Source organism: Paenibacillus sp. P3E, assembly GCF_001909045.1.
Lineage (GTDB): Bacteria > Bacillota > Bacilli > Paenibacillales > Paenibacillaceae > Paenibacillus_AQ > Paenibacillus_AQ helianthi.
Genome location: NZ_LVWH01000026.1, coordinates 71706 through 96599, shown reverse-complemented (window position 1 = coordinate 96599; position 24894 = coordinate 71706). Strand labels below are relative to the sequence as shown.

The 24894-nt window shown below is 51.1% G+C and carries 18 protein-coding genes, 1 tRNA gene and 1 pseudogene; 3 read left to right on the top strand and 17 right to left on the bottom strand.

The features are described 5' to 3' along the window. Positions 1 to 199: 199 nt before the first annotated feature. The 6 genes from lonB to A3842_RS04845 all read right to left on the bottom strand — a co-directional run bounded on the left by lonB (position 200) and on the right by A3842_RS04845 (position 8162). Complete coding sequence (gene lonB, locus A3842_RS04870) at positions 200 to 1909, bottom strand: ATP-dependent protease LonB (protein ID WP_074100632.1); 1710 nt, start codon at positions 1907 to 1909, stop codon at positions 200 to 202. A 459-nt stretch (positions 1910 to 2368) separates the two neighbouring features. Then, the gene (gene ispG, locus A3842_RS04865) at positions 2369 to 3508 is read right to left on the bottom strand and encodes a flavodoxin-dependent (E)-4-hydroxy-3-methylbut-2-enyl-diphosphate synthase (RefSeq protein WP_074084236.1); all 1140 of its coding nucleotides are present in this window, start codon (positions 3506 to 3508) and stop codon (positions 2369 to 2371) included. A gap of 112 nt (positions 3509 to 3620) precedes the next feature. Further along, on the bottom strand, positions 3621 to 4877 hold the full coding sequence (clpX, locus tag A3842_RS04860) for an ATP-dependent protease ATP-binding subunit ClpX (RefSeq protein WP_020430248.1): 1257 nt from the start codon (positions 4875 to 4877) through the stop codon (positions 3621 to 3623). Positions 4878 to 4889: 12 nt separating this feature from the next. Continuing rightward, positions 4890 to 5480, bottom strand: coding sequence for an ATP-dependent Clp endopeptidase proteolytic subunit ClpP (gene clpP / locus A3842_RS04855; RefSeq protein ID WP_025708435.1), 591 nt, complete (start codon positions 5478 to 5480; stop codon positions 4890 to 4892). A gap of 290 nt (positions 5481 to 5770) precedes the next feature. Beyond that, on the bottom strand, positions 5771 to 7108 hold the full coding sequence (tig, locus tag A3842_RS04850) for a trigger factor (RefSeq protein ID WP_074084200.1): 1338 nt from the start codon (positions 7106 to 7108) through the stop codon (positions 5771 to 5773). Positions 7109 to 7205: 97 nt separating this feature from the next. After that, a complete protein-coding gene (locus A3842_RS04845) occupies positions 7206 to 8162 on the bottom strand; it encodes a hypothetical protein (RefSeq protein ID WP_178381921.1) in 957 nt (318 codons plus the stop codon). A gap of 109 nt (positions 8163 to 8271) precedes the next feature. Here A3842_RS04845 and A3842_RS04840 point away from each other — a divergent pair. Beyond that, positions 8272 to 8345 (top strand) — tRNA-Arg (locus tag A3842_RS04840). Positions 8346 to 8597: 252 nt separating this feature from the next. On the opposite strand, the pseudogene A3842_RS31440 reads toward A3842_RS04840, so the two are convergent. The 10 genes and pseudogenes from A3842_RS31440 to A3842_RS04785 form a co-directional block, all read right to left on the bottom strand. After that, positions 8598 to 9957 (bottom strand): annotated as a pseudogene (locus A3842_RS31440) (IS1182 family transposase). Between the two features lie 465 nt (positions 9958 to 10422). Next, entirely contained in the window at positions 10423 to 11613 is a 1191-nt protein-coding gene (locus A3842_RS04825) for an anhydro-N-acetylmuramic acid kinase (protein ID WP_074100631.1), read from the bottom strand. Then, positions 11610 to 13397, bottom strand: coding sequence for a beta-N-acetylhexosaminidase (gene nagZ, locus A3842_RS04820; protein WP_074100630.1), 1788 nt, complete (start codon positions 13395 to 13397; stop codon positions 11610 to 11612). The genes A3842_RS04825 and nagZ overlap by 4 nt, the downstream gene beginning before the upstream one ends. Positions 13398 to 13434: 37 nt before the next feature. Beyond that, complete coding sequence (locus A3842_RS04815) at positions 13435 to 14682, bottom strand: exo-beta-N-acetylmuramidase NamZ family protein (RefSeq protein ID WP_083609479.1); 1248 nt, start codon at positions 14680 to 14682, stop codon at positions 13435 to 13437. Continuing rightward, entirely contained in the window at positions 14679 to 15380 is a 702-nt protein-coding gene (locus A3842_RS04810) for a hypothetical protein (protein ID WP_074100629.1), read from the bottom strand. Before A3842_RS04810 ends, A3842_RS04815 begins: the two co-directional genes overlap by 4 nt. Positions 15381 to 15416: 36 nt before the next feature. Then, complete coding sequence (locus A3842_RS04805; RefSeq protein ID WP_074100628.1) at positions 15417 to 16523, bottom strand: ABC transporter ATP-binding protein; 1107 nt, start codon at positions 16521 to 16523, stop codon at positions 15417 to 15419. 37 nt (positions 16524 to 16560) lie between these two features. Next, complete coding sequence (locus A3842_RS04800) at positions 16561 to 17394, bottom strand: carbohydrate ABC transporter permease (protein WP_074100627.1); 834 nt, start codon at positions 17392 to 17394, stop codon at positions 16561 to 16563. Between the two features lie 21 nt (positions 17395 to 17415). Next, positions 17416 to 18327: a carbohydrate ABC transporter permease gene (locus A3842_RS04795; RefSeq protein WP_074100626.1), complete on the bottom strand. Its 912-nt coding sequence runs from the start codon at positions 18325 to 18327 to the stop codon at positions 17416 to 17418. 68 nt (positions 18328 to 18395) lie between these two features. Further along, a complete protein-coding gene (locus tag A3842_RS04790) occupies positions 18396 to 19748 on the bottom strand; it encodes an ABC transporter substrate-binding protein (RefSeq protein WP_074100625.1) in 1353 nt (450 codons plus the stop codon). Positions 19749 to 19773: 25 nt separating this feature from the next. Continuing rightward, positions 19774 to 20616 carry a MurR/RpiR family transcriptional regulator gene (locus tag A3842_RS04785; protein ID WP_074084192.1) on the bottom strand — a complete coding sequence of 281 codons (843 nt, stop codon included), beginning with the start codon at positions 20614 to 20616 and terminating at the stop codon, positions 19774 to 19776. A 228-nt stretch (positions 20617 to 20844) separates the two neighbouring features. Here A3842_RS04785 and A3842_RS04780 point away from each other — a divergent pair, with 228 nt between their 5' ends. Both A3842_RS04780 and murQ read left to right on the top strand, forming a co-directional pair. After that, positions 20845 to 21819 (top strand): BadF/BadG/BcrA/BcrD ATPase family protein, encoded by a 975-nt coding sequence (locus A3842_RS04780; protein WP_074100624.1) that lies wholly within the window; start codon positions 20845 to 20847, stop codon positions 21817 to 21819. A gap of 22 nt (positions 21820 to 21841) precedes the next feature. Then, positions 21842 to 22738: an N-acetylmuramic acid 6-phosphate etherase gene (gene murQ, locus A3842_RS04775; protein WP_074100623.1), complete on the top strand. Its 897-nt coding sequence runs from the start codon at positions 21842 to 21844 to the stop codon at positions 22736 to 22738. Between the two features lie 145 nt (positions 22739 to 22883). Here murQ and A3842_RS04770 read toward each other — a convergent pair whose 3' ends face one another. After that, positions 22884 to 24761: a FapA family protein gene (locus A3842_RS04770; RefSeq protein WP_074100622.1), complete on the bottom strand. Its 1878-nt coding sequence runs from the start codon at positions 24759 to 24761 to the stop codon at positions 22884 to 22886. Positions 24762 to 24894: the final 133 nt, after the last annotated feature.

Here is a 24894-nt window from a genome sequence, read left to right as displayed (position 1 = left end):
CTGCAGCTTCCAGTCCAACCGTTCCGCGCCGTCAGACCTGATTTATTATTCGCTACTTCTTCCCTGAATATGTCTTCTCTGCTCTCATGCAAAAAACAGGCCTCTGACACACATCGTTATGTGTGAAAAAGGCCTGCTGGTATATCCCCACGGTCCCGCTGAAGAGGAAAGAACTGCAGGCTTCCCCTCGCACAGAGGATCAGCCCTTCGCACTGTCACCACTGGCATCTGCTTTTAACATCGATGGCGACGCAGAGAAGGTCTCCCCGGATACGGCCGGCAGGCGCACATCCGCCGTTTCAGCCCCGAACAAGTGACGAAAAACCTCTTCAACCGTCTCCATTGGAATTACCCGCAGTGGTGCAAGGTCGGCAAACAGCGACTGCCAGTTCTCTTTTGGAATCAATACAGTAGTGGCTCCCGCCTGAAAGGCTGCTTCAACCTTGGCAATCACTCCGCCTACCGGCTTGACCCGCCCATGAATGCCAATCTCTCCGGTGATGGCTACTGTATTGTCCACTGGCAGGTGCCGGATCGCAGAAACTATAGCCACAGCCATCGCCACCCCGGCAGAAGGGCCGTCTATCGGTGTTCCCCCTGGGAAGTTAACATGAATATCATAACGGTCAGGCTCCAGATTCATCGTCCGGAGAACCGTCAGCACATTATCCACGGAGCCCTTAGCCATGCTTTTACGCCGGATGGTCCGTGATCCACCACGGGTCTCTTCTTCGTCTACTACTCCAGTCACGTTAATTCTGCCTTGCCCGTTCCTGGCCGGTTCTGCCGAGACCTCAATCTCCAGCAGTGTCCCCATGCCCGGCCCGTATACCGCAAGTCCATTGACCAGCCCAATCTGAGGCGAGGATGGAATCTTTCTTTCGGTTCGCATAGGCAGCTGACTGCTGCTGGCCACCCATTCCACTTCTGCCGCACTCAGGGTATCCCGCCCTTCCGTTAACGCAAGTCCTGCGGCCAGTTGGATCATGTTCACCGCCTCACGTCCATTAGTGGCATATTGCTGCACCACCTCAATGGCTTCGGGACTTGGCTTCAGCCCGATCTTCTGGATCGCATCCCGTCCGATCACGGCAATCTCCTCCGGCAGCAGCGGCCGGAAATAGATCTCCATGCAGCGGGAACGCAGCGCTGGTGAAATTTCATCCGGTGAGCGCGTGGTGGCACCGACCAGGCGGAAATCGGCCGGCAGGCCATTTTGAAAAATATCATGGATATACGCAGGAGTATTGCTGTCCTCGGAATTGTAATAAGCACTCTCCAGCAGCACCTTGCGGTCCTCCAGTACCTTAAGCAGCTTGTTCATCTGAATCGGATGCAGCTCGCCGATCTCATCCAGGAACAGAATCCCGCCATGCGCCTTGGTAACTGCCCCTGGCTTGGGCTGCGGCACACCGGCTACCCCCATAGCCCCGGCCCCTTGATAAATCGGGTCGTGCACCGAGCCAATAAGCGGATCGGCAATCCCACGTTCATCAAAACGGGCGGTAGTGGCATCAATCTCCGTAAATTTCGCATCACTTTTGAAGGGGGAGAGCACATTTTTCTTTGCTTCCTCCATTACCACACGTGCAGCAGCAGTTTTGCCGACGCCTGGGGGCCCATAAATAATGACATGCTGCGGGTTGGCACTGCACAAAGCTGCCTTCAGTGCACGCAGTCCGTCCTTTTGTCCGACAATATCTCCAATGCTGGCTGGGCGTGTTTTCTCCGATAGAGGCTTAGTGAGGGAGATCATCCGCATTTTCCGCAGCTTGTCGAGCTCCTTGCGCGATTCGCGGTCCACCGCCGTTTTATTGGTCTTCTGTCCCCGCAGCAGATTCCAAAAATAAACGCCGATGACCAGCGCGAAAAAGAGCTGCACAATCATCAGCAATATACTTAATTCCATAGGTCATCCTCCTGTTCGCTACAGTCTACCTGTCCTGTATTTGGCTACTACTAGGTAGTATAGCCTTTTCGGTCATTCGTAAACGCCCATAAAGGGATTTATGAAAGAATAACGAAACTGCGCTGGTCCGATAGGTAGGATGTATCTTTCTAATGGACAAGAGCGTGATGATTTGGCTGGCTGCGGTAGGGGGCAATCTGATTTTTAAAGTTTTGAGCTATGCGGATTCGGCTATGTACATCTCCTGGTGATTTAGATTTCGGTGCCCCGTACAAACCAAGAAGGAGTTTGTGGTGGAGGTGCTCTCGGGGTATCTTCATAGTCCATATTGTTCCTCCTACTCAAATAAAAACGTCCCCTCCCACCACCGGATGATCCGGGGCATGAGGGGACGTTCTTCGTCACCAGATTTGTATGCAATTCACAAATGGATGGAATGAATAATAAGTTCCGAATCGATCACTGTTCTGAGTAGCCCACTTGCACAGTTGGAGCCAGTCCTGCATGCTTGCGGCCCGGAATTTCACCGGTTTCTTCAAAATGAACGACAATGGCGTCGATTTCCTTCTTGAGCTCCGATACCAGATCTGCTTCAGGAACCTTGCGAATCATCTGGCCGTAGCGGAACAGCAGACCTTCACCGCGCGCACCCGCAATCCCGATGTCCGCTTCACGAGCTTCACCCGGGCCGTTAACCGCACAGCCTAGCACAGACACCTTGATCGGTACCTTGAGCTTGGAGATATACTCCTCCACTTCATTGGCGATAGAAAAGAGGTCAATGTCCAGCCGTCCGCAAGTTGGGCAGGAAATCAGCGTAGGAGCGTTGGAGATCAGACCGAAGGTCTTGAGCAGTTCACGGGCTACCTTCACTTCTTCAACCGGATCGGCACTGAGCGAGATCCGCACGGTACTGCCGATACCCATTGAGAGCAGCGCACCGATACCCGCCGAGCTCTTCACGGTACCGGCAAACAATGTGCCCGACTCTGTAATCCCAAGATGCAGCGGGTACGGAATGACTTCCGCTGCTTTGCGGTAAGCTTCAATCGCCATAGGCACATCAGAGGCTTTGAGGGATACGATGATATCATGGAAATCGAGTTCTTCCAGGATTCCAATATGATACAGGGCACTCTCCACCATTGCATCAGGAGTCGGATAGCCGTATTTCTCCAGGAGATGACTCTCCAGAGAACCGGCATTGACACCGATACGTATCGGAATACCCTTATCCTTACAGGCTTTAACTACAGCTTCGACTTTGTCGCGCCGGCCAATGTTCCCCGGATTGATGCGAACCTTGTCTATGCCGTTCTCAATCGCAAGCAGTGCTAGCTTATAGTTAAAATGAATATCCGCTACCAGCGGGATGTGAATCCGTTGCTTAATCTCCTTGATTGCCGCCGCAGCTTCTTCATTGTTGACCGTCACGCGCACAAGCTGACAGCCCGCTTCCTCCAGCCGCAGAATCTCGGCCACAGTTGCTTCAACATCAGCTGTTTTGGTTGTACACATGCTTTGAATAGCAACCTCATTGTTTCCCCCAATAATTACCCCGCCAACATTGACGGGACGGGTCTGGTGTCTCAAGAACATGGTTTTCTCCCCCATAACGATCAAAGCTCCACCCTCCCCGCGCCATACAGGCGGTTGTAAGGTGGAGACAATGACTTGTATTGTAAATCACTTGTATGGAAAAGGAAGGCGCTTAGGCGCTTTCCTCTTTTTTCTTATCTTTCTTCAAGCTCAGCTCAGGCAGTGACTTCTCCTGTACAACCTGCTCTGTAATGACACAGTCCTTGATGTCATCACGTGAAGGAACCTCGTACATTACATCAAGCATAATGCTCTCAATAATGGCGCGCAGTCCACGGGCTCCCGTGTTGCGTTTGATGGCTTCCTTAGCGATAGCTTCCAGAGCGAGCGGCTCAAACTTGAGTGCTACATTGTCCATCTCCAGGAGCTTGATATACTGCTTGGTGAGAGCATTCTTCGGTTCAGACAGAATACGAACCAATGTGTTCTCGTCAAGCGGTTCCAAAGTCGAGATAACCGGCAAACGGCCGACAAACTCAGGAATCAGACCGAACTTAAGCAAATCTTCCGGCAATACCATAGACAGATATTCGCCCGTCTTCAGATCTTTCTGACCTTCAACTGCTGCGTTGAAGCCGATGACTTTTTTGCCGATACGGCGTTTGATCATTTGTTCCAGGCCGTCAAAAGCACCACCCACGATGAACAGAATGTTCGTGGTATCGATCTGGATAAATTCCTGATGCGGATGCTTGCGCCCACCTTGCGGAGGAACAGAAGCCACAGTACCTTCAAGAATCTTCAGCAAGGCCTGCTGCACACCTTCACCGGAAACGTCACGGGTAATGGACGGATTCTCGGATTTACGTGCTACTTTGTCAATTTCATCAATATAGATAATGCCTCGTTCCGCTTTTTCCACATCATAATCGGCAGCCTGAATCAGCTTGAGCAGAATATTCTCGACATCCTCACCGACATACCCCGCTTCCGTGAGGGAAGTGGCATCTGCGATAGCAAAAGGAACGTTAATAATCTTAGCCATAGTCTGCGCCAAAAGTGTCTTACCGGAGCCTGTTGGACCAAGAAGCAGAATATTGCTCTTCGTCAGTTCAACATCTTCGATCTTGCTCTGGCTGTTGACACGCTTGTAGTGATTATACACGGCAACGGAGAGAGATTTCTTCGCTTGCTCCTGGCCAATAACGTATTGATCAAGAATGTCGCGGATTTCCTTCGGTTTTGGAATATCCTTCAGATCCAGCTCTTCCTCATGACCGAGCTCCTCTTCCACGATTTCCGTGCACAGCTCGATGCATTCGTCACATATATAAACGCCCGGTCCAGCTACAAGCTTGCGAACCTGCTCTTGAGATTTGCCGCAAAAAGAACATTTCAATTGCCCTTTTTCATCATTAAATTTAAACATCTAAACACCCCTTTAAGATTTGATCGGTGAAGAGAGCACCTGGTCAATAAGCCCGTATTCCTTCGCTTCTTCCGCGCTCATAAAGTTATCGCGGTCTGTATCCCGTTCGATTTTTTCAAGGGGTTGACCTGTGCGATCCACATATATTTGATTCAATTTCTGTCTCGTCTTGAGAATCCAGTCGGTATGAATCCAGATATCGGATGCCTGCCCTTGAACGCCGCCGAGCGGTTGATGAATCATCACTTCGCTGTTAGTCAGCGCATATCTCTTGCCTGGAGCCCCTGCCGTAAGCAGCAACGATCCCATACTTGCCGCCATGCCCACGCAGATCGTCGAGACATCCGGTTTGATGTATTGCATCGTATCATATATACCCATGCCGGCTGTCACAGAACCACCGGGCGAGTTGAGGTACAGGTGAATGTCTTTTTCGGGGTCATCTGCTGCCAGGAACAGTAATTGGGCAATGACCAGATTGGCGACATCATCGTCAATCGCACTGCTTAGGAAGATAATGCGGTCCTTCAGCAATCTGGAATAGATATCGTATGACCGTTCTCCCCGACTTGTTGATTCCACAACCATTGGTACCAGACTCATGCCACCAACCTCTTTTCTCTGTACAGATTAGTCTTTCCGTTTCAAAAATATTTTAACACGTTCAAGGCGCTATGTCATTTTTTCACTGCTGCAGATATCGCATTGTTCATGTGCATGCCATTATAGCGCAAATCCCATGAGAATGCCAATTCCTATGACTGTGATTATGTATTTGATATCTACCTCCGCCGATAAAAATAAGGCACGTAACAGAAATTACGCGCCTTATCTATGTTTATGGAGGCCGCCTTGCTTGGCCGTTCTAGTTGGAATGCAGTTCTCGAAAATGATTACTCAGCGCTAGCTTCTTCTTTTGCAGCTTCTTCAACTGCCGGAGCTTCAACTTCAACACTGTTCTCTACGAGGAAATCAATAGTCTTGCGCAGCGAAATTTCATCGTTCAGGCTGCTCAGGGAACCATTGGCCGCCAAGATGCTGCGGATTTCTTCAGGAGTACGTTTGAAGGATTCTGCCATGGAAGCGAGTTCCGCTGTTACTTCTTCTTCAGAAACCTCAATGTTCTCAGCCTTCGCGATTACTTCCAGCACCAGGTTGTTGCGTACGCGTTTTTCGGCGTCGCCCTTCATCTGAAGCTCAAGATCTTCACGAGTCTGGCCGGAGAAGCTAAGGAACATGTCCATGTTCATACCTTGCTGGCGAAGACGGTTATCAAAATCGCGAACCATGTTCGCTACTTCACTTGCGATCATAGCATCAGGAATTTCAACATCAGCATTTGCTGCTGCTGCGTCAACTACCGCAGTTTCACGAACGCCTTTGAGTTCTTCCTGTTTGCGGGATTCCAGCTGTGCCTTCAGATCTGCCTTGTATTCTTCAAGGGTATCGAATTCACTTACATCCTTAGCGAATTCATCGTCCAGGGCAGGAAGCTGTTTGCGTTTGATTTCATGCAGCTTCACTTTGAATACTGCTGCTTTGCCTGCAAGGTTCTCAGCATGGTAAGCCTCAGGGAACGTTACTTCAACATCCTTGAAATCTCCAGTGGACATACCTACTACCTGTTCTTCGAATCCTGGAATGAAGGAATTGCTTCCCAGTTCCAGCGAATGACGTTCAGCCTGGCCGCCTTCGAATTGCACGCCATCTACAGATCCGTCAAAGTCGATCACAGTAATGTCGCCGTTAGCTGCTGGTGCGTCTTCCACAACAACAAGCTCAGCATGACGCTCTTGCAGACGTTTCAGTTCAGCATCCAGCTCTTCTTCAGTAACTTCTGCTTTCTGAACTGGAACTTCTACGCCTTTGTACTGGCCCAAAGTCACTTCTGGCTTCACTGTAACTTTTGCTTTGAAGATGAACGGCTGGCCTTTGGCGAACTGCTCGATATCCACTTCAGGACGGTCTACAGGGAAGATGTCGGTTTCTTCAACCGCTTCACCGTAAGCTTCAGGAAGAAGAATGTCGATGGCATCCTGATATAGGCTTTCTACACCGAAACGGGATTCAAAAATCGGCCGTGGCACTTTACCTTTACGGAAACCAGGTACATTCGCTTTCTTAACTACTTTATTAAAAGCTTTGTCGAGCGCTGCAGCTACACGTTCTGCTTCTACTTCGACTTCAAGAACTCCAAGGTTCTTCTCTATTTTTTCCCAGGTTGCTTTCATATTATACTTTTCCCTCCAAAAATAGGTTACATGTTTTCTTAAAAATAATCACGTAATTCACGCACAGAATAACCATTATATTATATACAACATTGATCTATTTATCAAGTAGAGAACTCTTAACAAATCCTTTGAGAGAGCGGTATGCCCCTTCGAATTGAAAGCGCATGCTGCCTGTGATTCCGTACATGGCCCGCGTTTCCTCCTCCTGACGGGTTCCGTTCAGGCTCTCAGACACCATCTGATGCAGCGCACCTGCCCAAATATCTAGCTGCGCGTCCTCTCCCTCAAGAAGCTTGCGGTATTCATCCGAACCATAAATTGACATCATGAACTGACCCCACAGCTCCTGGGCAAAATAATACAGTGTCGGCTCATGCACCTCCGCCTGCTCAGCTACCCGTTCCAGCACCTGGGTCACCTGAGGCGGGAATTCTTCATTGGCCAGCGGTACCGTTTCGATCTCAATATAGGACAGCTCACCGGAACGCAGCAACCCGACGGTACCTTGAGCTCCGCGTCGGCGGAGTGTCTGCAGGGTCCTGAACTGCAGAAGCGGATGAACCGCGGTCTGCTCCAGCCAGCCGGTAAGCGACTCGTCAATGTGACCACCTTCGAGGTAGGACAACTGCTCCAGCGCTAGAATCGTCGCCTCCGACAAAGGCTCGTGCATTACCTTGTGCAGCAGCTTGTTAGGATAATCCGCGTCCTCTTCAAGCTTGGATTTAGCCAGTATCCGGGCCATGTCTTCTTCCTTCAGATCCTGCTCGCCCGTAGAGTTCTCCGAATTGTCATCTCCGTTATGAGCCGCATAGGGGAAGGCTGCCTCCAGCCATTCCAAAAGTGACTGCCATTCCTCGTAGTGCCGCTCTTCCTGTCCCTGGCATTGCAGCAGAAACCGCAGCAGTTCCATCGCTTCCCCGTAACGTTCACTCTCCAGCATTACCGTCAACTGAATCTGATAATAATCCAGCGTCTTCGGAAACAGTACGATATTCTCTTTGGCGGGGGAATTCGAATGATTAATGAGGGCACCTCCTTTTCTCCGAACCATGATCAATTGTAGATTATAGCATATCCCACCGCTGTTTCAAAAAAACAAGTTGAAAAAGTTATCTATATATGATAACATAATTTTTGCTTGCTTTTCAGTGTCACATCATGTCCCGGTAGCTCAGCCGGATAGAGCATGCGCCTTCTAAGCGCACGGTCGGGGGTTCGAATCCCTTCCGGGACGTCATAGAACAGCCTCCCTTCGGGGAGGCTGTTCGTGCGTCCGGGGATGAGAACCCCAAGGTTGGTTCGTTGGAGCCTATGCCCCCTGAGCACACGCTTCGCAATCAGCCGGGTTTTGGCTGCATCCTTTCCGGGACATTACACAACAGCCTCCCTTCGGGGAGGCTCAGATTGTCGAGAAACCCAGGTCATTTTTACAACCTTGGGTTTCTTTTTACGTTCAGGCAGAAGTGAAATCGGGTAAACGAGGGGATTACCCCCGCTTTTCCAGGCGATCCAGGTGGATCGCCATCTTTTTCATGTTCTGCACGGCAGCCGTCATCAGTGCCTGTTCCCTGACGTTTGGAAGTCCGCGCAAACGGCAATAGCGAAACCCATGGAGCTATTTAGCATCCGCGAAGCTTCGCTCAATCGTCTCTTTTCGTTTGCGGTATAACTTCTTACCGGACTTACTTAGCCGGTTATTCCGCACCCATTCCTTGCTGTCCTCCCACACATGCCGCGTCACCACCTTTCGGTGATTACGAGACTGCGTGCATTGACCCAGCAACGGGCAACTTTTACACCGTTCTGGATCGGAAGCATACTGCCGGTAGCCCTTGCGGTCTGTCGTTCGGTAATTCAATTCATGACTCGCTGGACAAACATACAGATTTCGCTCGGCATCAAAGGTAAACTTCCACTTTGGAAACAATCCTTGCTTGGGATGAAATCTTCGGTGAGCGATTACCGCAAAAATCTTTCGGCTTTGTAGTCCTCGGCAAATGGGCGTCGTTAAATAACCCGAATCAAGTGCAACGGCTTCAACGTTAAATTCAAATCGTTCTTGCTGGCGATCCAAACGCGACAAATACGGCACGGAATCATGGACGTTTCCGGGCGTGACATGCACATCCGTTATGAGATTGTATTTCGTATCTACGGTTCGGTGGTCCAGATAAAAGAAGCCTTCGGGTTTGCCGTCGCGAATCATGTATCCACTGTCGGGATCGGTTTTGCTCACTTTAATTTCCTTTTCTTCATTCACTTCCTCTCTGGGTTTTAGGGCTTTTTTCCATGCACCTTTCGGTCCTCGGCCACGGCAGCGTTGAGCTCGTCCACATAATCTTTTGTGTTTTGCAAAACCATTTGTTTAGTGTACTGGTGCTTATTCGCATTGGCTTTGACGTGGGTTGAGTCCGTAACAAGGACACGTCCGCCAACCATTCGGTGTGAAATCGTTTGGAGAACAATTTCATCGAAAATATCCTGGAAGATGTCCGTATCTTTAAAACGGGTCCGCCGGTTCCAGCTAATGGTCGTATGGTCTGGAACCTTCTCCGTCAATCCCAGTCCTAAAAACCAGCGGTAGGCCAAATTAGTTTGGATCTCCCGCTCCAATTGACGTTCGGAACGAATACCGTAAAAGTATCCCAGAAAAATCATCTTAAATAAGATCACCGGATCGATGGCAGGCGTCCGTTATCTGCGCAGTACAGGGGTCGAACTTTCTCATCGATAAATGAAAAATCAATATACTTATCTATTTTGCGGAGCAAGTGATCTCCGGGGACTAAATCTTCGATGGAAACAAATTCGTAGGATTGTTGTTTTTCTCGGTTGGGACGTAACATTCAACACACCATCCGTTCTATAAATAGTTACCTATATTATACAACATTAACGCGGTGTCGTTTTAAATTAATTGCATATAAATCAGGCTGTCGAGACTTTCTCGACAGCCTGAGCCTCCCTTCGGGGAGGCTATTTGTACGTGTTCCCAATTTATGTGTTATGCGGACTCCAGAGTCGCTATTTGCACAATAGCACTGTTTTCGGGGTGGTTGCGGACTGGAGAGACGTTAATCTGGCTGAGGCAGCACAAAACGGGGGAATTCCGCTCCAATAACGGCTTCTCTGTCCGCAAGTGTCTGCCAAAGGGTTTTCCCAGTAAATAGTGTCTACTGTGTCCGTAACATTGGAGATTGGAAAAGTCTTGTACCCATATAGTTGAACCGGGAGATTCGGGTTCAAAATCCAGAAACAGATGCTCAGAGCCGTTAGCAGCCTTGAGCATCTGTTGTGTAAGCCGCGAGCACCTAAGGAAAGGCCAGCTTGCCCATAATAGTCTGCCGCTCTGCACCTGTAGCGGACGGGAGATTATTCGCCACTCCGTGCATAAAATCATTGCCCAGCAAAGCGAAAATAATAGCTTCCTTCGCATCATCATTGTAGCCTAGTTCGCCTGAGGTGAGTACCTTCTGCTCCGGCAGCATTTCTTGCAGCATGTCCAGCAGTACAGCATTATGAGCGCCGCCTCCGCTGACAATGACCTCGTCTATCCGGCATAACGGGAACACGTACCGGTTGTAGCCTTCCGCTATCGTCCGCGCGGTAAAGGCTGTAGCCGTTGCTACGATATCCGCATCGGCTAGACATCGTTCTCTCGCCTTGGCGGCAAATTCCTCGGCGTAGGTTTTGCCGAATACCTCACGGCCTGTAGACTTCGGAGGCTTCAGCCCAAAGTACGGATGCTGTATCATTTCCTCTACAAGTACCCAGTCTGCTGTCCCCTGCATTGCCCAGGTTCCGCCATCATCGTAAGACCGTTCACCGCCGCTCAGCAGGTATACGACCTGATCAATGACCATATTGCCGGGTCCGGTATCAAAAGCGAACACATCTTCCGGCCCCGCTGCCGGTGGCAACGCCGTACAGTTGCCGATACCCCCAATGTTCTGCAATAATCTCCCCTTGCCGGGATCGCGGTACAGAATCAGGTCTCCGTAAGGAGCCAGCGGTGCCCCCTGCCCTCCCACCGCCATATCTGCCGGACGGAAATCTCCGACAACCATGCATCCGGTCCGTTTCGCAAGCACGGACAAATCGCCGAGCTGCAGTGTGGATCTGATAAGATAGGGGTCCTGAATATCCGGCTGCGGAATATGCCATACGGTCTGCCCATGCGAACTAATCAGGTCGATCTCCTTCATCTCCATTCCGGCATTGCGAACGGCCTCAATGGCTGCCTCAGCGAAACGTTCCGCCAGATACACGTTCATGCCGCACACCAGATCAACCGATGAATGCTGCACTGTGCACAGCTCCTTAAGCCGCTCCCTGAGTTCATCATCATATGGAGTGCTGAAATAATGCAGCAGCTTAACCTCAGCCTGTAGACCGCTTCCTTCTATAGAAACGATCGCGGCATCTATGCCGTCCAGCGAAGTGCCGGACATCAGTCCAACAACCACAGAGCTCGGCTTGTGGTTCCAGAGCGGGCCAATCATGATCCCATCCCCCAGCCAGAAGGATATTCCCCGCCAAGTGAAACGGGCAATTTGCCCTGGAACGCAATGTGTCCGAGGAGCGCTTGGGCTGCGCTCTCCAGCGCAAGCGGGCGGCTCTCATAAGTTGCGGCGTAAGCCTGAACACCCGGCATAGCCAGCAGATCGTATGGATTGCGCAGGGCTACAATCACGAGCGGCTTTCCAAGACCAAGCAGCAGCTCCACCAGCTCAATCTGCCCGGCATGAAACTGGGCATTGTACGTGCCAACGACAATCTGCACGACTTCCTCTGCACGTGCTTCCTCCAGCAGCTTTGCCGCATAAGTCCCGATTTCAGCAGCAGGAACCACACGGTCAATGCTGTCCAGCCCGTGTCTTGCGAGCATTGCCCCCAGCCCGGGTGCGGCTGAGAACGATTCATCGACAAGCGTTGCCACCACAGGGGCAGCCGTAATCACCAATGTCCTCCCAGTCTTCTTCAGGGGAAGGATAGAACTGTTATTGCGAACCAGCGTTATGCTGGCTTCACTGATACGCCGTGCCACTTCAAGATGAGCCGCAGCTCCAAGATCAGCAAGCTCCCCGCTGAAATCCGAGTTTCCTGCAGCAGCCGTAGCTCCCCCAACAGCACCAGCCTTTAGTCCGACAACCGCTCCTGTACCAGGATCATCGCTTACTGCACCTAGAGCACCATCTTTCCTCGCAGTTTCCGCGCCTGCGGCGATCACTCCCCGCTTCACCTTCAGCGCTAGCAGCCGCCGGACGGATTCATCAATCCGCGCTTCACTGATGCGGCCAGCCGTTACCGCACTGCGGATCGCCTCCATCGCTGCGAGCTGTCGGTCGGCACGGTGGCTGACCAGAACCATATCCGCGCCTGCTTCAACAGCCAGCACCGATGCCTCCACCGTTCCGTAGTGCTCGGCAATAGCATTCATCTCCATACAATCGGTCATAATGATCCCCTGATACCCCAGCTCTTCACGCAGCAGTCCGGTCAGCACCGTCTTGGATAGGGTAACCGGCAGCTTCTCGCGCTCAAGTGCCGGAAAGTAAATATGTGCCGACATCATGGCATCCACACCTTCGGCGATGGCTCTGCGGAACGGCACCAGTTCCACCTGATCCATCCGCTCCCGGCCGTGCGGGATCATTGGAAGGTCAAGATGTGAGTCAACGTCAGTATCGCCGTGACCCGGAAAATGCTTTGCTGTAGCGGCAACGCCCGCTTCTTGATAGCCGCGAATCATCGCCGCGCCATAATCAGCCGCCAATTCCGGCGACTCTCCGAAAGAACGGACTCCAATCACCGGATTCTGCGGGTTGTTGTTGACATCCAGCACAGGGGCATAGTTCAAATTAATGCCCATCGCGGCCAGCTCGCGGCCACTGATAAGTGCCGCCTGGTAGGCATCTTCCAGTGATCCGGCAGCGGCGATCGCCATCCCGCCAGGCATAAGGGCGATGCCGCCGGTAATCCGGGCAACCATCCCGCCTTCCTGGTCCATCGAAATCCAGAGTGGAGCCTTGCCCCCTTCGGCTGCAGCCTTCTGCAGATCCGCAGTCAGCAAGGCAACCTGCTCCGGCGACTCCACATTGCGGGCAAAATAAATCACACCGCCAATACCGTTGTCAGCCACAAGCTTAAGCACTTCATCCGATGCCGCAGTTCCATCGAATCCGCACATCAGCATCTGGCCGATTTTATCGTTCAGACTCATTGCGGCGACCGCCGCATCAAGACCGGTTTCCAGCCTTGCCACTTCACGCCAAACGATTGCCATCACTGCGCCTCCCCAAATTCAGTTATCTGGTTACGATTTAAGAATATAAAAGATAAGGCTGACGCATAGCCAGCCACTTAGCACTGTCACTTCGCCATTCCTCAGCAATTGCCTGCAATCCTTCCACTGTGCCGATAGAGCGGCGTACCTCCTCTCCGCCAGTCAGCAAATCAATGAAATATCTCGTCCTGCCCTCCGGCGGAGTGAGCCATTCAAAATACTCAGGATACAGCGTGCTCACCTCATGCAGCAGAGTAAGCCCTGTGTGCACCGGCTCATACCTCTGCGGGTCTGTCACGAACAAGCGCACCCCACCGCATAATTCACCCTGATGCTTCGAGAACGCCGGTGTTGCATGCAGGGGATGGAAATGCACACCGGGAAGTTCATGCTTCCGCATCGCTCCAGCAAGACAGGCGCCATCCAGCCAAGGTGCTCCAATCCACTGGAACGGAATCGTCGTCCCGCGTCCTTCCGACAGATTGGTCCCCTCAAAAAAGCAAGTGCCGCCATACACCCGCACCGTCTCGATAGTCGGCATGTTGGGCGAAGGCAGCATCCAGGGCAGCCCCGTATCCGTAAATTCCATTTCCCGGGTCCAGCCCTCCAGCGGAATCACATCCAGATCACAGTGAAGACCTTTCCTGTCATTAGCCATCCGCGCGAATTCGCCAATCGTCATTCCGGTACGGATAGGCATGGTCCATGCGCCAACCATAGATTCATAGCCTTCCTGTAAAAACCCTCCCTCGCAGCCAATGCCGCCAAGCGGGGACGGCCGGTCCAGCACAAGCAGGCTTATGCCATGCTCTGCACAGGCCTCCATAACATACAGAAGTGTCGACAGATACGTATAGAACCGTACCCCCAAATCCTGGACATCAAAAACAATGGTGTCCAAGCCCTCCAGCATATAAGAAACCGGCTTCTTATGCTCCCCATACAAGCTATAGACGGGAATGCCCAGCACAGCATCGAATTCATCCCCGAACCTTACTCCAGCCTGATGCTGGCCGTAAATCCCATGTTCACAGGCAAAAAGAGCGGTAAGCCTGGAGGAAGCAAGCCCTCTGCAAACCTCCACCGTAGAATGAAAATCCGCTGTGATGCCTGTTGGATTCGTCACCAGCCCAATCCGCCGTCCGTCCAGCAGGGGATGAGAAAAGCCTGCGGCAAGCCGGTCCGCTCCGCTGCGGACAGCCCTCCTTACAGGAGCCTGCCTTCCGCGTAAAACCTGGCCGTCACCGGAACGCTGGTCCGCTCCATTGCTTCCCTTTCTGGTCATATCAGCCTGCCTTCCGCATAGGCCGCACTTGTCTCAGGAACACCATCAGCTTCGGCATCCTCGTCAGGGTGAAGCACATTATAGGCCGCTTTATGCAGATAAACGGCAAGCATGCCATTAAACAGCGAGGCAAAACCAACAACCGTAACCACGAGCATTACACCAACGACCAGCGCTTGAAAGAAGGCACCGATGGTATAGGCAGGATAGCGGAGAAAGAGCTTGACACTCTCCCCCATGGCCTTGAAGATACCCAGCTTATTCTGGAGCACCAGCTCCAGCGTATAGAATTGGGAGACAAAGGACATTGCTACAAAATAAGTCTGAAAAATGGCTATCGTCCAGTTCACCACTCCGTCGCGGCCGCCGTAGAACCACCAGGTGGACCCTAAAATCAGCACCAGCAAGGAGCAGAACAGGCCGAACACGACGGCTGGGACAAAGCCCTTGCGGGCACCCGACAACATCTCTTTGACCGACAGCTTCTGTCCTTCCGTTCTCCGGTGATACGCATAGAATACGCCATAGAACAAAGGCATATATAGAAGCGGAATTAGGATAAACGCCAGCGCCATAGGCGTGAAAATCACCACCGGCACCAGCATGGCTGAGCTGGCCAGACTAAGCAGTGTGATAGGCACAATCTCCCTAAATGACTCCACTCCCGTGCTGACTAATACCTGATTCAGTTTCTGCATGACTTGTCTCCTCCTTCTGTGATTTGATCCGCTGCTTTACCAATCGATTCTCTCTTCCGTTGCCGGATCGAAATAACGCGCTTTGTTCAGATCGAAGATGAATTGCTTGCTGAGATTGCTGTATGCCTTGGTTTCCGGATGGACCTTCGCGGTAACGGTTCTGCTGCCTATTCTGAAGTAGACCAGATTCTCCGAGCCGAGATGCTCGACAACCTTGATATGTGCCTGCATCTGATGTTCTGTGGATACACCTGGTGCGAAATCTTCGCCATAAATATGCTCCGGGCGGATGCCAAGAATAATTTCACGCCCGTTGTAGCTCTTCAGCCCTTCCGCAGCATCTTGTGACAGAACGAATTCCGCTCCGTCAATCCGGATACGGTCTTCTTCCACCCGTGCATCAATGAAATTCATGGCCGGAGAACCAATAAAACCGGCCACGAACATATTCCGGGGGTTCGCATACAGCTCGGTTGGAGAAGCCACTTGCTGAATGACTCCTTTATTCATGACCACAATCCGTTCACCGAGCGTCATCGCCTCCACCTGATCGTGGGTCACATACACAATGGTGGCGCCGAGGCGTTTGTGCAGTTCACCCAGCTCAACCCGCATCTGAATGCGGAGCTTGGCGTCCAGATTGGACAGCGGCTCGTCGAAGAGGAATACCTGTGGATCCCGCACAATAGCCCGGCCCAGCGCCACACGCTGACGCTGGCCTCCGGACAGCTCGCGCGGCTTGCGTTCCAGCATGTCGTCAAGTCCGAGAATCGCTGCGGCCTCCTGGACCTTTTGCTCAATATAAGCCTTCGGCTTCTTCAGATTCTTCAGGCCAAAGGACAAATTCTCACGGATCGTCATATGGGGATACAGCGCGTAATCCTGAAAAACCATTGCGATATCGCGGTCCTTGGGATGAAGATTATTGACGATGCGTTCGCCGATCACAATATCCCCGCTAGTCTGCTGCTCCAGTCCTGCGATCATCCGTAGCGAGGTGGTTTTGCCGCAGCCTGAGGGGCCTACGAACACAACAAATTCTTTATCGTTAATCACAAAATCGGAACCCGCCACCGCCGTAAAGGTCTGCTTGTTCTGATCGTTAAATTGTTTGCGCACATTCCGGAATTCAACTCGTGCCATTGCTCTTCCCCTCCAAAAATAGAATTTCTGCTATAACTCAGCCTTTGACGGCTCCGATAGTAATGCCTTGCAGGAAGTAGCGCTGCAGAGAGAAGAATAAAATCAGCATCGGCAAAGCTCCTACGCTCGCCCCCGCCATAATGGCCCCAAAATCCGTCGATTCCGCGAACACGAAGGATGCCAGGCCCACCTGTATGGTCCGCATCTCCGTAGAGTTCGTAATCAGAAACGGCCAGAAGAATTCGTTCCAGGAAGCGACGAATGTGAAAATCGCCAGTACGGCAAGCCCCGGCTTCGCCAGCGGAAGGATCACCTTCCAGAAGATCCCGAATTCACTGCAGGCATCGATCCGCGCCGCATGAATCAGCGAGGTCGGCAGCGAAGACATGTACTGCTTCATAAGAAAAATGTTGCCGACCGTAATGGCCGTAGGCAGGATAATTGCGGTATAGCTGTCTCCGAGATTGAACACATTGACGATCAGAATATAGAGCGGAATCAGCGTGACCTGGGCCGGGATCATCATCGTACTGAGCAGCACCCAGAAAATCGCGTTGCTTCCGGGAAATTTCAATTTCGCAAAAGCATAGCCCGCAAGGGAAGCAAAAAATACATTGGTAACCGTCAGCACCGAGGAAATGAACAAAGAGTTGAGCAGCCAGCGCCAGGCCGCTGTTTTGGCGAAAAAACGTTCATACGGCGCAAATGAGAAGGCCTCCGGCAGCATGCTGGGACGGAAACTGGCGGTGGCCGCCGAGTCCTGCACAGAGCCGACAAGCATCCAGTACAGCGGAATAATGGTCACAATGCTCCACACGATAAGACACGCAGCCGCGATCAGCAGAAAGATGGTCTTTGATCTGGTTTTCATAACAGGTTTGCTCCTTCCGCCCTAATACTCGACGTCACTCGAGAAGTATTTAAATTGAATGACAGAGACCAGGATAATCAGAAAGGCCAGCACAAACGACTGCGCGGAAGCCAGGCCAAATTCATAGAACTGGAACGCCGTCTGGTAGATCAGATAAGCAATCGTTGTTGTCGCAAAGTTAGGTCCGCCCTGGGTCATCATATACACGGAGATAAACACCTGGAAGGAAGTAATAACTCCCGTTACGAGCAGATACAGCGTGGTCGGTTTGAGCAAAGGCCAGGTAATCCGGGTGAATTTGGTCCAGCCGCTGGCATGGTCAATGTCCGCCGCCTCATACAGCGATTTCGGAACTCCACCCATCGAGGCCAGATACAGGATGATTCCCGCTCCGTGCGAGCCCAGCCAGTTCATGAGGATCAGCGAGAACAGCGCGGTTTTGGACTGCCCCAGCCAGATCACCGGGTCCAGGCCAAACCATTCCAGAAACCGGTTCAACAGCCCGACATTCGTCGGATCAAAAATCGCCAGCCACACGATGGATATCGTTACGCCCGAGGCGACTGCAGGCAGGTACAAGGTGGCCTTGAAGAAGGTCTGCCATTTGGTTTTCATCTGATAAATCAAATAAGACAGCACAAAGGTGATGATGATATTGACGGGAACCGTGCACACCGTAAAAATGACAGTATTGCGCATCGATTTCCAGAAGGTTGCATCCTGAAACAGCCGTTCATAATTATCGAAGCCGATCCAGGTCGAGTTCATAATGTTGTACTGCTGAAAGCTCATGATCAAAGCCGATACCACCGGATATAGTGTAAACACCAGAAACAGCAGGACCGGTGCCAGGATAAACAGGTAGGCCCAGCCGTATTCACGCCATAATCTGCCGGCGGAACTGCGCACCCGGTTTGGCGCGATTGTCGTCATCCCTTATCCCTCCTCTATTCAGAGAGGACGCCCTATCCGCAATCTGAAGGACGCCCCCGATAAAAGAACTATTTGCCCAGCATTTGGCTGCCTTTACTCTTGAAGTCTTCAGCAACAGCTTCCGGCGTTTTCTCTCCGGAATACAGCGCCTGCATGTTAGGAGTGACTACCTGTTCTTTAAATTGCTTCATTTTGGCGGCAATGGCTGTATCGAGTTTCAAGGTTACAGGCATCGCCATATTCTTGGCCATGATCTCCGATGCCTTAATGGTTTCTTCTGTGCCAAGTGCTTTGCCTGCATACTGTTCTGCCTGGGATTTGCGTACGAATGGCAACACCAATTCATTGGAGGAGTTTCCGGCTTTCGCCCCGCTCAGGTAATCCAGGACAAGGAAGGTATTTTTGGCATGCTGCTCGCCTTTGTCGTTCTTTTGTTTAAAAGCAATGTAGCCTTCTGCTCCCATAGTAGTTTTCGCAGGAGCATCATCCTTATGGGGAACCGGGAGCAGGACAAAGTCGATCTTCTCACCTTTGACCGTACCGGCGTCAATATCCTTGTTGCGGTTCTGAATCATGACATCATAGTAGGGAATAGCCTTGGAGATTATAGCCGCTTGTCCGGCATAGAACATATCGGAACGTTTGGCTGGAGCAATTGCTGAAGTCTCTTTGGGTAAATAACCTTTATCCAGCAGGCCTTTGATGAAGCTCAGCGTACCCAGGATACGGTTATCGTTCCACTGGAAAGCACCTGATTCGTCCAGGACATCCGGCATATTATTGTTGCGGGACAGCATCTCAATGAAATCGAGCGAGGTTCCGTCTGTGACCAGCGGGTATTGGGTGGAGCCGTCCGGGAGTTTCTTGGTCAGCTTGGCAGCCGCCGCTTCAAACTCAGACCAGGTCCAGCCGTTCTGCTGGATGGCAGCCCAGTCAATTCCGGCTTCTTCGAGAATGCGCTTATTTCCGCCCCAGCCCCATTGGAACTGGTACAGCGGAAGGCCATACTGTTTACCGCCTATTTGTGCGAGCGCAAGTGTTCCCGGCAGGTAGTCATTTTTGATCTCATCGGTCATGAACGGGTCGAGATCCAATGCCAGTCCGGTGTTGACATAAGTGCCATCTACACTGTGAAAATACAGATCAGGAGGACTGCCGGCGTTCAGGGCAACATCGAATTTCTTCGGACCCTCTGCCCAAGACAACACTTCCGTCTTAACGGTGATGTTCGGATGTTCCTTCTGGAAATCAGCAACCAGTCCTTTGAGCTCATCCTCGTAGGTACCATGAACCGGATAGGTCCAGACCGTAATGGTGTCCTTGGCATCCGGACGGTTTGCTGCCTCCTTGCCTCCGGAGTTGCTGCAAGCGCTAATCAGCATCATGACCAGAACCAAACCCAAGCATAAACTTTTCTTCATTATTGTCTCCCCTTTGTTTTCCAGGCTATAGCCGTTTGATATGTTGTCTGCTTCTCTCCAAATAAGTAACGGACTGCTCATAATTCCGGCTCGCAACAGCAAGATATAGAATATCAATCAGATTAAGCTGGGTGATCCGGGAAGCCATCGCTCCGCTGCGGATTTCATTCTCGGTAGCGGAGGTGCACAGCGGGATGTCTGCGCTCTTGCTCAAGGTAGAGCTGCCATACTTGGCAATACTGATGACAGTCCCTCCATTTTCTTTGACAATAGAAGCGGCCCGGATGACCTCTTTGGTCTCTCCGGAGTATGAAATACACACAGCCACATCTTCTTCCGAAGCTGTGATCGCGCTCGTAAGCTGAACATGAGGGTCGGCAAAGGAAAAGCTGGTCTTATTAATCCGCAGAAACTTCTGCTGGGCATCCATCGCAATCAGATTGGAAGCGCCCACGCCGAAAAAATAGATTCGCTTGGCGCGGTCAATGGCCTCCACGGCCCGTTCTACCATGTCTTCATCCAGAATCGTCAGCGTGTCCCGGATCGATTGAATATTATTATTGGATACGTTCTGCATGATCGCCGCAATGGTATCATTCGGGCGGATTTCCTGATAGCCGATGATTGCCGGATCTCTGCCCTGCAGATCCCCCGCCACCTTGATCTTCAGATCCTGATAACCCTTGAAACCAATAGTCTTGCACAACCTTACGATGGCCGCCTGACTTGAACCACTCTTCGCTGCCAAATCCGCAATTGAGAGTTGAATCATCTCATCCGGGTTCTGCAGGATATAAGCAGCAATCTTGTGTTCAGAAGGACTTAATGCATCATACATTTCCCTTAGTCGAATTAATCCGCCGTTCATTAAATCCAAGCACCCCCTCATGTAATGGCCGACCTTACACAAACACTGCACAAATTGATGTTAGATAATATAACTTGTTCCGTTTGCTATTCTCCCAATTACTTGGAATGAATTCATTATATGAGCTGTGAAATAAAATTTCAACAACTTTTTTATTTGTGAAATTTTGTTTTACTTTACGGGCCGATTCTCATATAATTAGGAAAAAATCAAAGTGGTGAGTGATCGATGAAAGTGTACTTAGGCCTTGATGGTGGCGGCACAAAGACCGATGCATCCGCTTTGAATGAGGCGGGAGAGCTACTTGCACGCTATATCGGCGGCCCCTCCAATCCTCATAGCGCGACCTTAGGTGTAGCGCTTACAAGAGTCATGTCAGCTATTGACGGATTGCTGGAACGTTTGCAGACAGACGTAGCTGACATGACTTCGATCTGTCTTGCAGTGTCAGGTTTTTCGACAAAGGAGGAACAAGCCTGCTTAAAGAACGCTGTTCTTCAGCATTTGTTGAAGCGCGGAATATCCATCCCGGTATTCATCCAATCTGAAGGACAAATATCATTGATGGCTGCGCTGGGCAACAGCTTCGGAACACTGATTATTTCGGGGACAGGCTCGATCTGCTATGGCTACAGCCCGGATGGCTCCTGCCATCGTACAGGCGGATGGGGGCATCTTCTTGGGGATGAAGGCAGCGGCTACCGGATTGGACTCCGTGCAGTCCAGACCGTAATGCGCAGCCATGACGCTGCTCAGCCTCCTACCGTAATGACCGGTATGATTATGGAAGAATACTGTTTACAGCAGATCACTGATTTGAAGGAATATATTTATCATCCTTCTCATACCAAAGCTAAGATTGCCGCCTTCTCGAAGCTCTGTATCGGAGCGGCTGAAGCCGGGGACCCCGCCGCAACTGCCATTCTCTCTGAAGAGGCGGAAGCTCTTAGCGATACGGCGGCTGCGCTGTTGCGCCAAAACCCGGTGCTGATGACGCTTCCTGTAGTCCTCAGCGGTTCGGTCTTCAGGTATTCTCGCGTTTTTTATAGACTCTTCTGCCAGCGTCTGCTGAAATTCAGCAGTGCCCTGGAGATTGTGGATGGGAGCCACGGAGCTCCGCCGTCCACGGGGGCGGCAAGGCTGGGGAAGCTGCTGCTGGACGAAACGGACGGGAAATCGAAACATTACCACAGACAACAATAGACAGACAGGAGGACGAAACCTCATGAACGATATTTTAGCGAATTTGATGACAGAGCAGCCCAACGATAAGACCACGGATATCGACAGCCTCAGCTCTGCTGAAATTATGCAGTTGATTAACAATGAAGACCGCCTCGTCGCGGAGTGCATCCAGGGCCTGATCCCGCAGATTGCCAGAGCGGCGGATTATATTGTATACGCCTTTCGGACCGGCGGCAGACTGTTCTATGTCGGTGCCGGAACCAGCGGGAGAATCGGTATTCTGGATGCTTCGGAGTGCCCGCCCACCTACGGCACCCCTCCCTCCATGGTGCAGGGACTTATTGCCGGCGGTTTCCGGGCGGTTAAAGATCCGGTGGAAGGTGCGGAAGACAGCTTGGAATTGGGCGCACAGGACATCGACGAATGTGCTGTAACCGATAAAGATGTAGTGGTCGGAATCGCTGCCAGCGGACGCACCCCCTATGTACTGGGAGCGATGAAACGGGCTGGGGAGCTGGGAGCCGTCGTCATTGGGCTATGCAATAACACGGGTACACCAATGGCCGGGGTCGGCAAGCTGACGATTGAAGCCGTAGTAGGACCGGAGGTTGTTATGGGCTCCACGCGGATGAAATCAGGCTCGGCACAAAAAATGATCCTGAACATGCTGACGACAACCGCCATGATTAGAATCGGTAAAGTCTACCGGAATCTGATGGTCGACCTGAACCCCTCCAATGAGAAGCTGGTCTACAGGGCAAAGCGTATTATTGAGCTGGCGACCCATGCTTCTGAGGAGCAGATTGAGGCCGCGTTTACGCTTGCTGAAGGTCATGTGAAAACAGCCATTATTATGATTCTAAGTGATGTTGATGCTGGCGAAGCACGGCGGCGGCTTGCAAAAGCGGATGGATTCGTGCGTGAAGCATTGCAGTAGAAGCGCAGACGGGGGAATAACAGCAGATTGTATAGTGAACTTCTGGCGCAGCAATAAACAGCCTTCCTTCAAGGAGGGCTGTTTATTTGTCGGAAAGTGGAACTGGCAGAGCGAGGCGAGGTGCGCGGCTCCCCTCTGCCGGCATTCACTTGGATTCCATCTGTAATTTCAGCATACGCACCGTTTCGGCGTCAAAATTCATATTCTCTACAGGCTCGGTGATTTCGGTCGTATACCGGTCTACGGTAATTTTACCATGATACATTTTGCGTACGGTAATGCTGTGCTTGGCCTTAAGCAGGGATTGCGCGCCGCTCTCACCTCCGACGTAATAAGCAGAAATACTGCCTCCCGACTCCAGCTTGGAGCCGCGGCAGACGGAAAATGTCTTCAGAAACGTAATATTTCCTGAGGAAAACAACTCGCTCTGCACAATTCCATCTCTATGAATCAGAATGTCTCCATTCGATTTCAGTGTGCTGTTCTGGCATTTGCCGATATTGACCTCTACTTTGGACTCCTGCATCCGGGCCACACCGGAATGCAATTCTTCCAGCATCACGATCACTCCGCTCAGCGAAGCTTCCGTCAGGAAATCCACCAGTTGAATCGGCTTCAAAAACAGATTCAGGAAATGCAGTGTCTGGCCCAAATCCTGATGATAATTGGCCTGAACGGTTGTCAGTACCGAGAGCAGTTCCTTAATAATCTGCGGAATCTTTTGAAACTTGCTCTCTAGCAGCAGCAGCACTGCTTGTCCGAAATTCACACTTTGATTGCGGCTCTGCACCGCCTGGTTCAGCAACCAGACCGCCTTTTGCAAATTTCTAACCTCATCAATCAGCTGTTTGGAACAGTTATAGATCCGGTTGTACATTACGCCAAAGTACCCCGAATACAGGTTACTATTGACCACATTCCCTTTGACCACAATACTGCCGGTAGCTGTAATTGTAGAATTATAAATACTTCCGGCTACATACACATTACCCAGGGACTCAATAATCATATTGTCTTCGACATCCCCGCGAATCACCACATCTCCTGAGAATACGATATTGCCTGATTTGATATTCACGTTGCCGGGAACGAGGTAGGAGGTACAGATATCGAAACTTTTGATTTTGTCACCTGTGACTCTTGGCCTTCCTTCATACAGTGCCCGCACCTCGTTATTAATCAGCAGCACAGTGTTATTCCTAGCGAGCACAGTAATGTCATTCGGGGGAGGCGGGTAGAGAATTTCTCCATAGACATCATAGCCGGGAATCCCCTCAGCAATCGGAATCTTGCGGGCGATAACCTGCCCTCTGATCGCTGACGGAATACGAAGGTGGCTGCGGTAGTCTACCTGGCCTTCGATTTCATTAAATTCATTCTCAATGGTTTCGGAAAAAAACAAATCCAAACGTGCATTCTCCCCGGGTACAGCCGCTCTTCCTTTGGATGCGGGAATGGGCTGATAGGTGGGATTCTGCAGTTCTCCATGTATGCCGGAAATGTTCAGATTCTGAATGATTCCCCGCTGCTCAAAATCGACAATAATCTGATTCAGCCCCAGTTGGCCGGTTACCGTCTCCAAATCAATGGAAGCATCGACTTTAAGCACACTCGAAGAATATTGATTGTTTAGCCGCCAGCGAAATTTCTTTGGGGAATATAGAGTAAAAAAAGCCATCAGCCGGTCTTCTGAAATGGTAATTGCATACAAGGGAGGCTCAGACAGCTCCCAATCGATAATATCCTGCGACGTAACAGGGGTCGGCTCTTCAATGGCTTGTCCATTGACATGGATCACGACGGGAAGAACGGCCGAGATCACGGCTGGCGTTCCGCCCGGGAGGGGGTCCTGAACGAATATCTTGTCTGCTCTTACTAACAGACGCCCCGATAGTTCATCATCAGGAGTCCCCTCACTAATGAACGATTCTTTAACAAGAAACTCATGTTCACCATCATTAGGTGTAAGCTCCAGCGTATTGATCAACTTGTTCAGATCCTGCTCGGACATACGTTTGGGCATCTTACGCACCTCCTTATAAGGTACAACTGATGAAAGGGGGATTCGTATGGAAATGGGATTGCTTTCATTTTAGTATTATTTACAATTTTAAGCAATTAACAATTGAGCATAAACAGAAACGGATGCCCCCTTT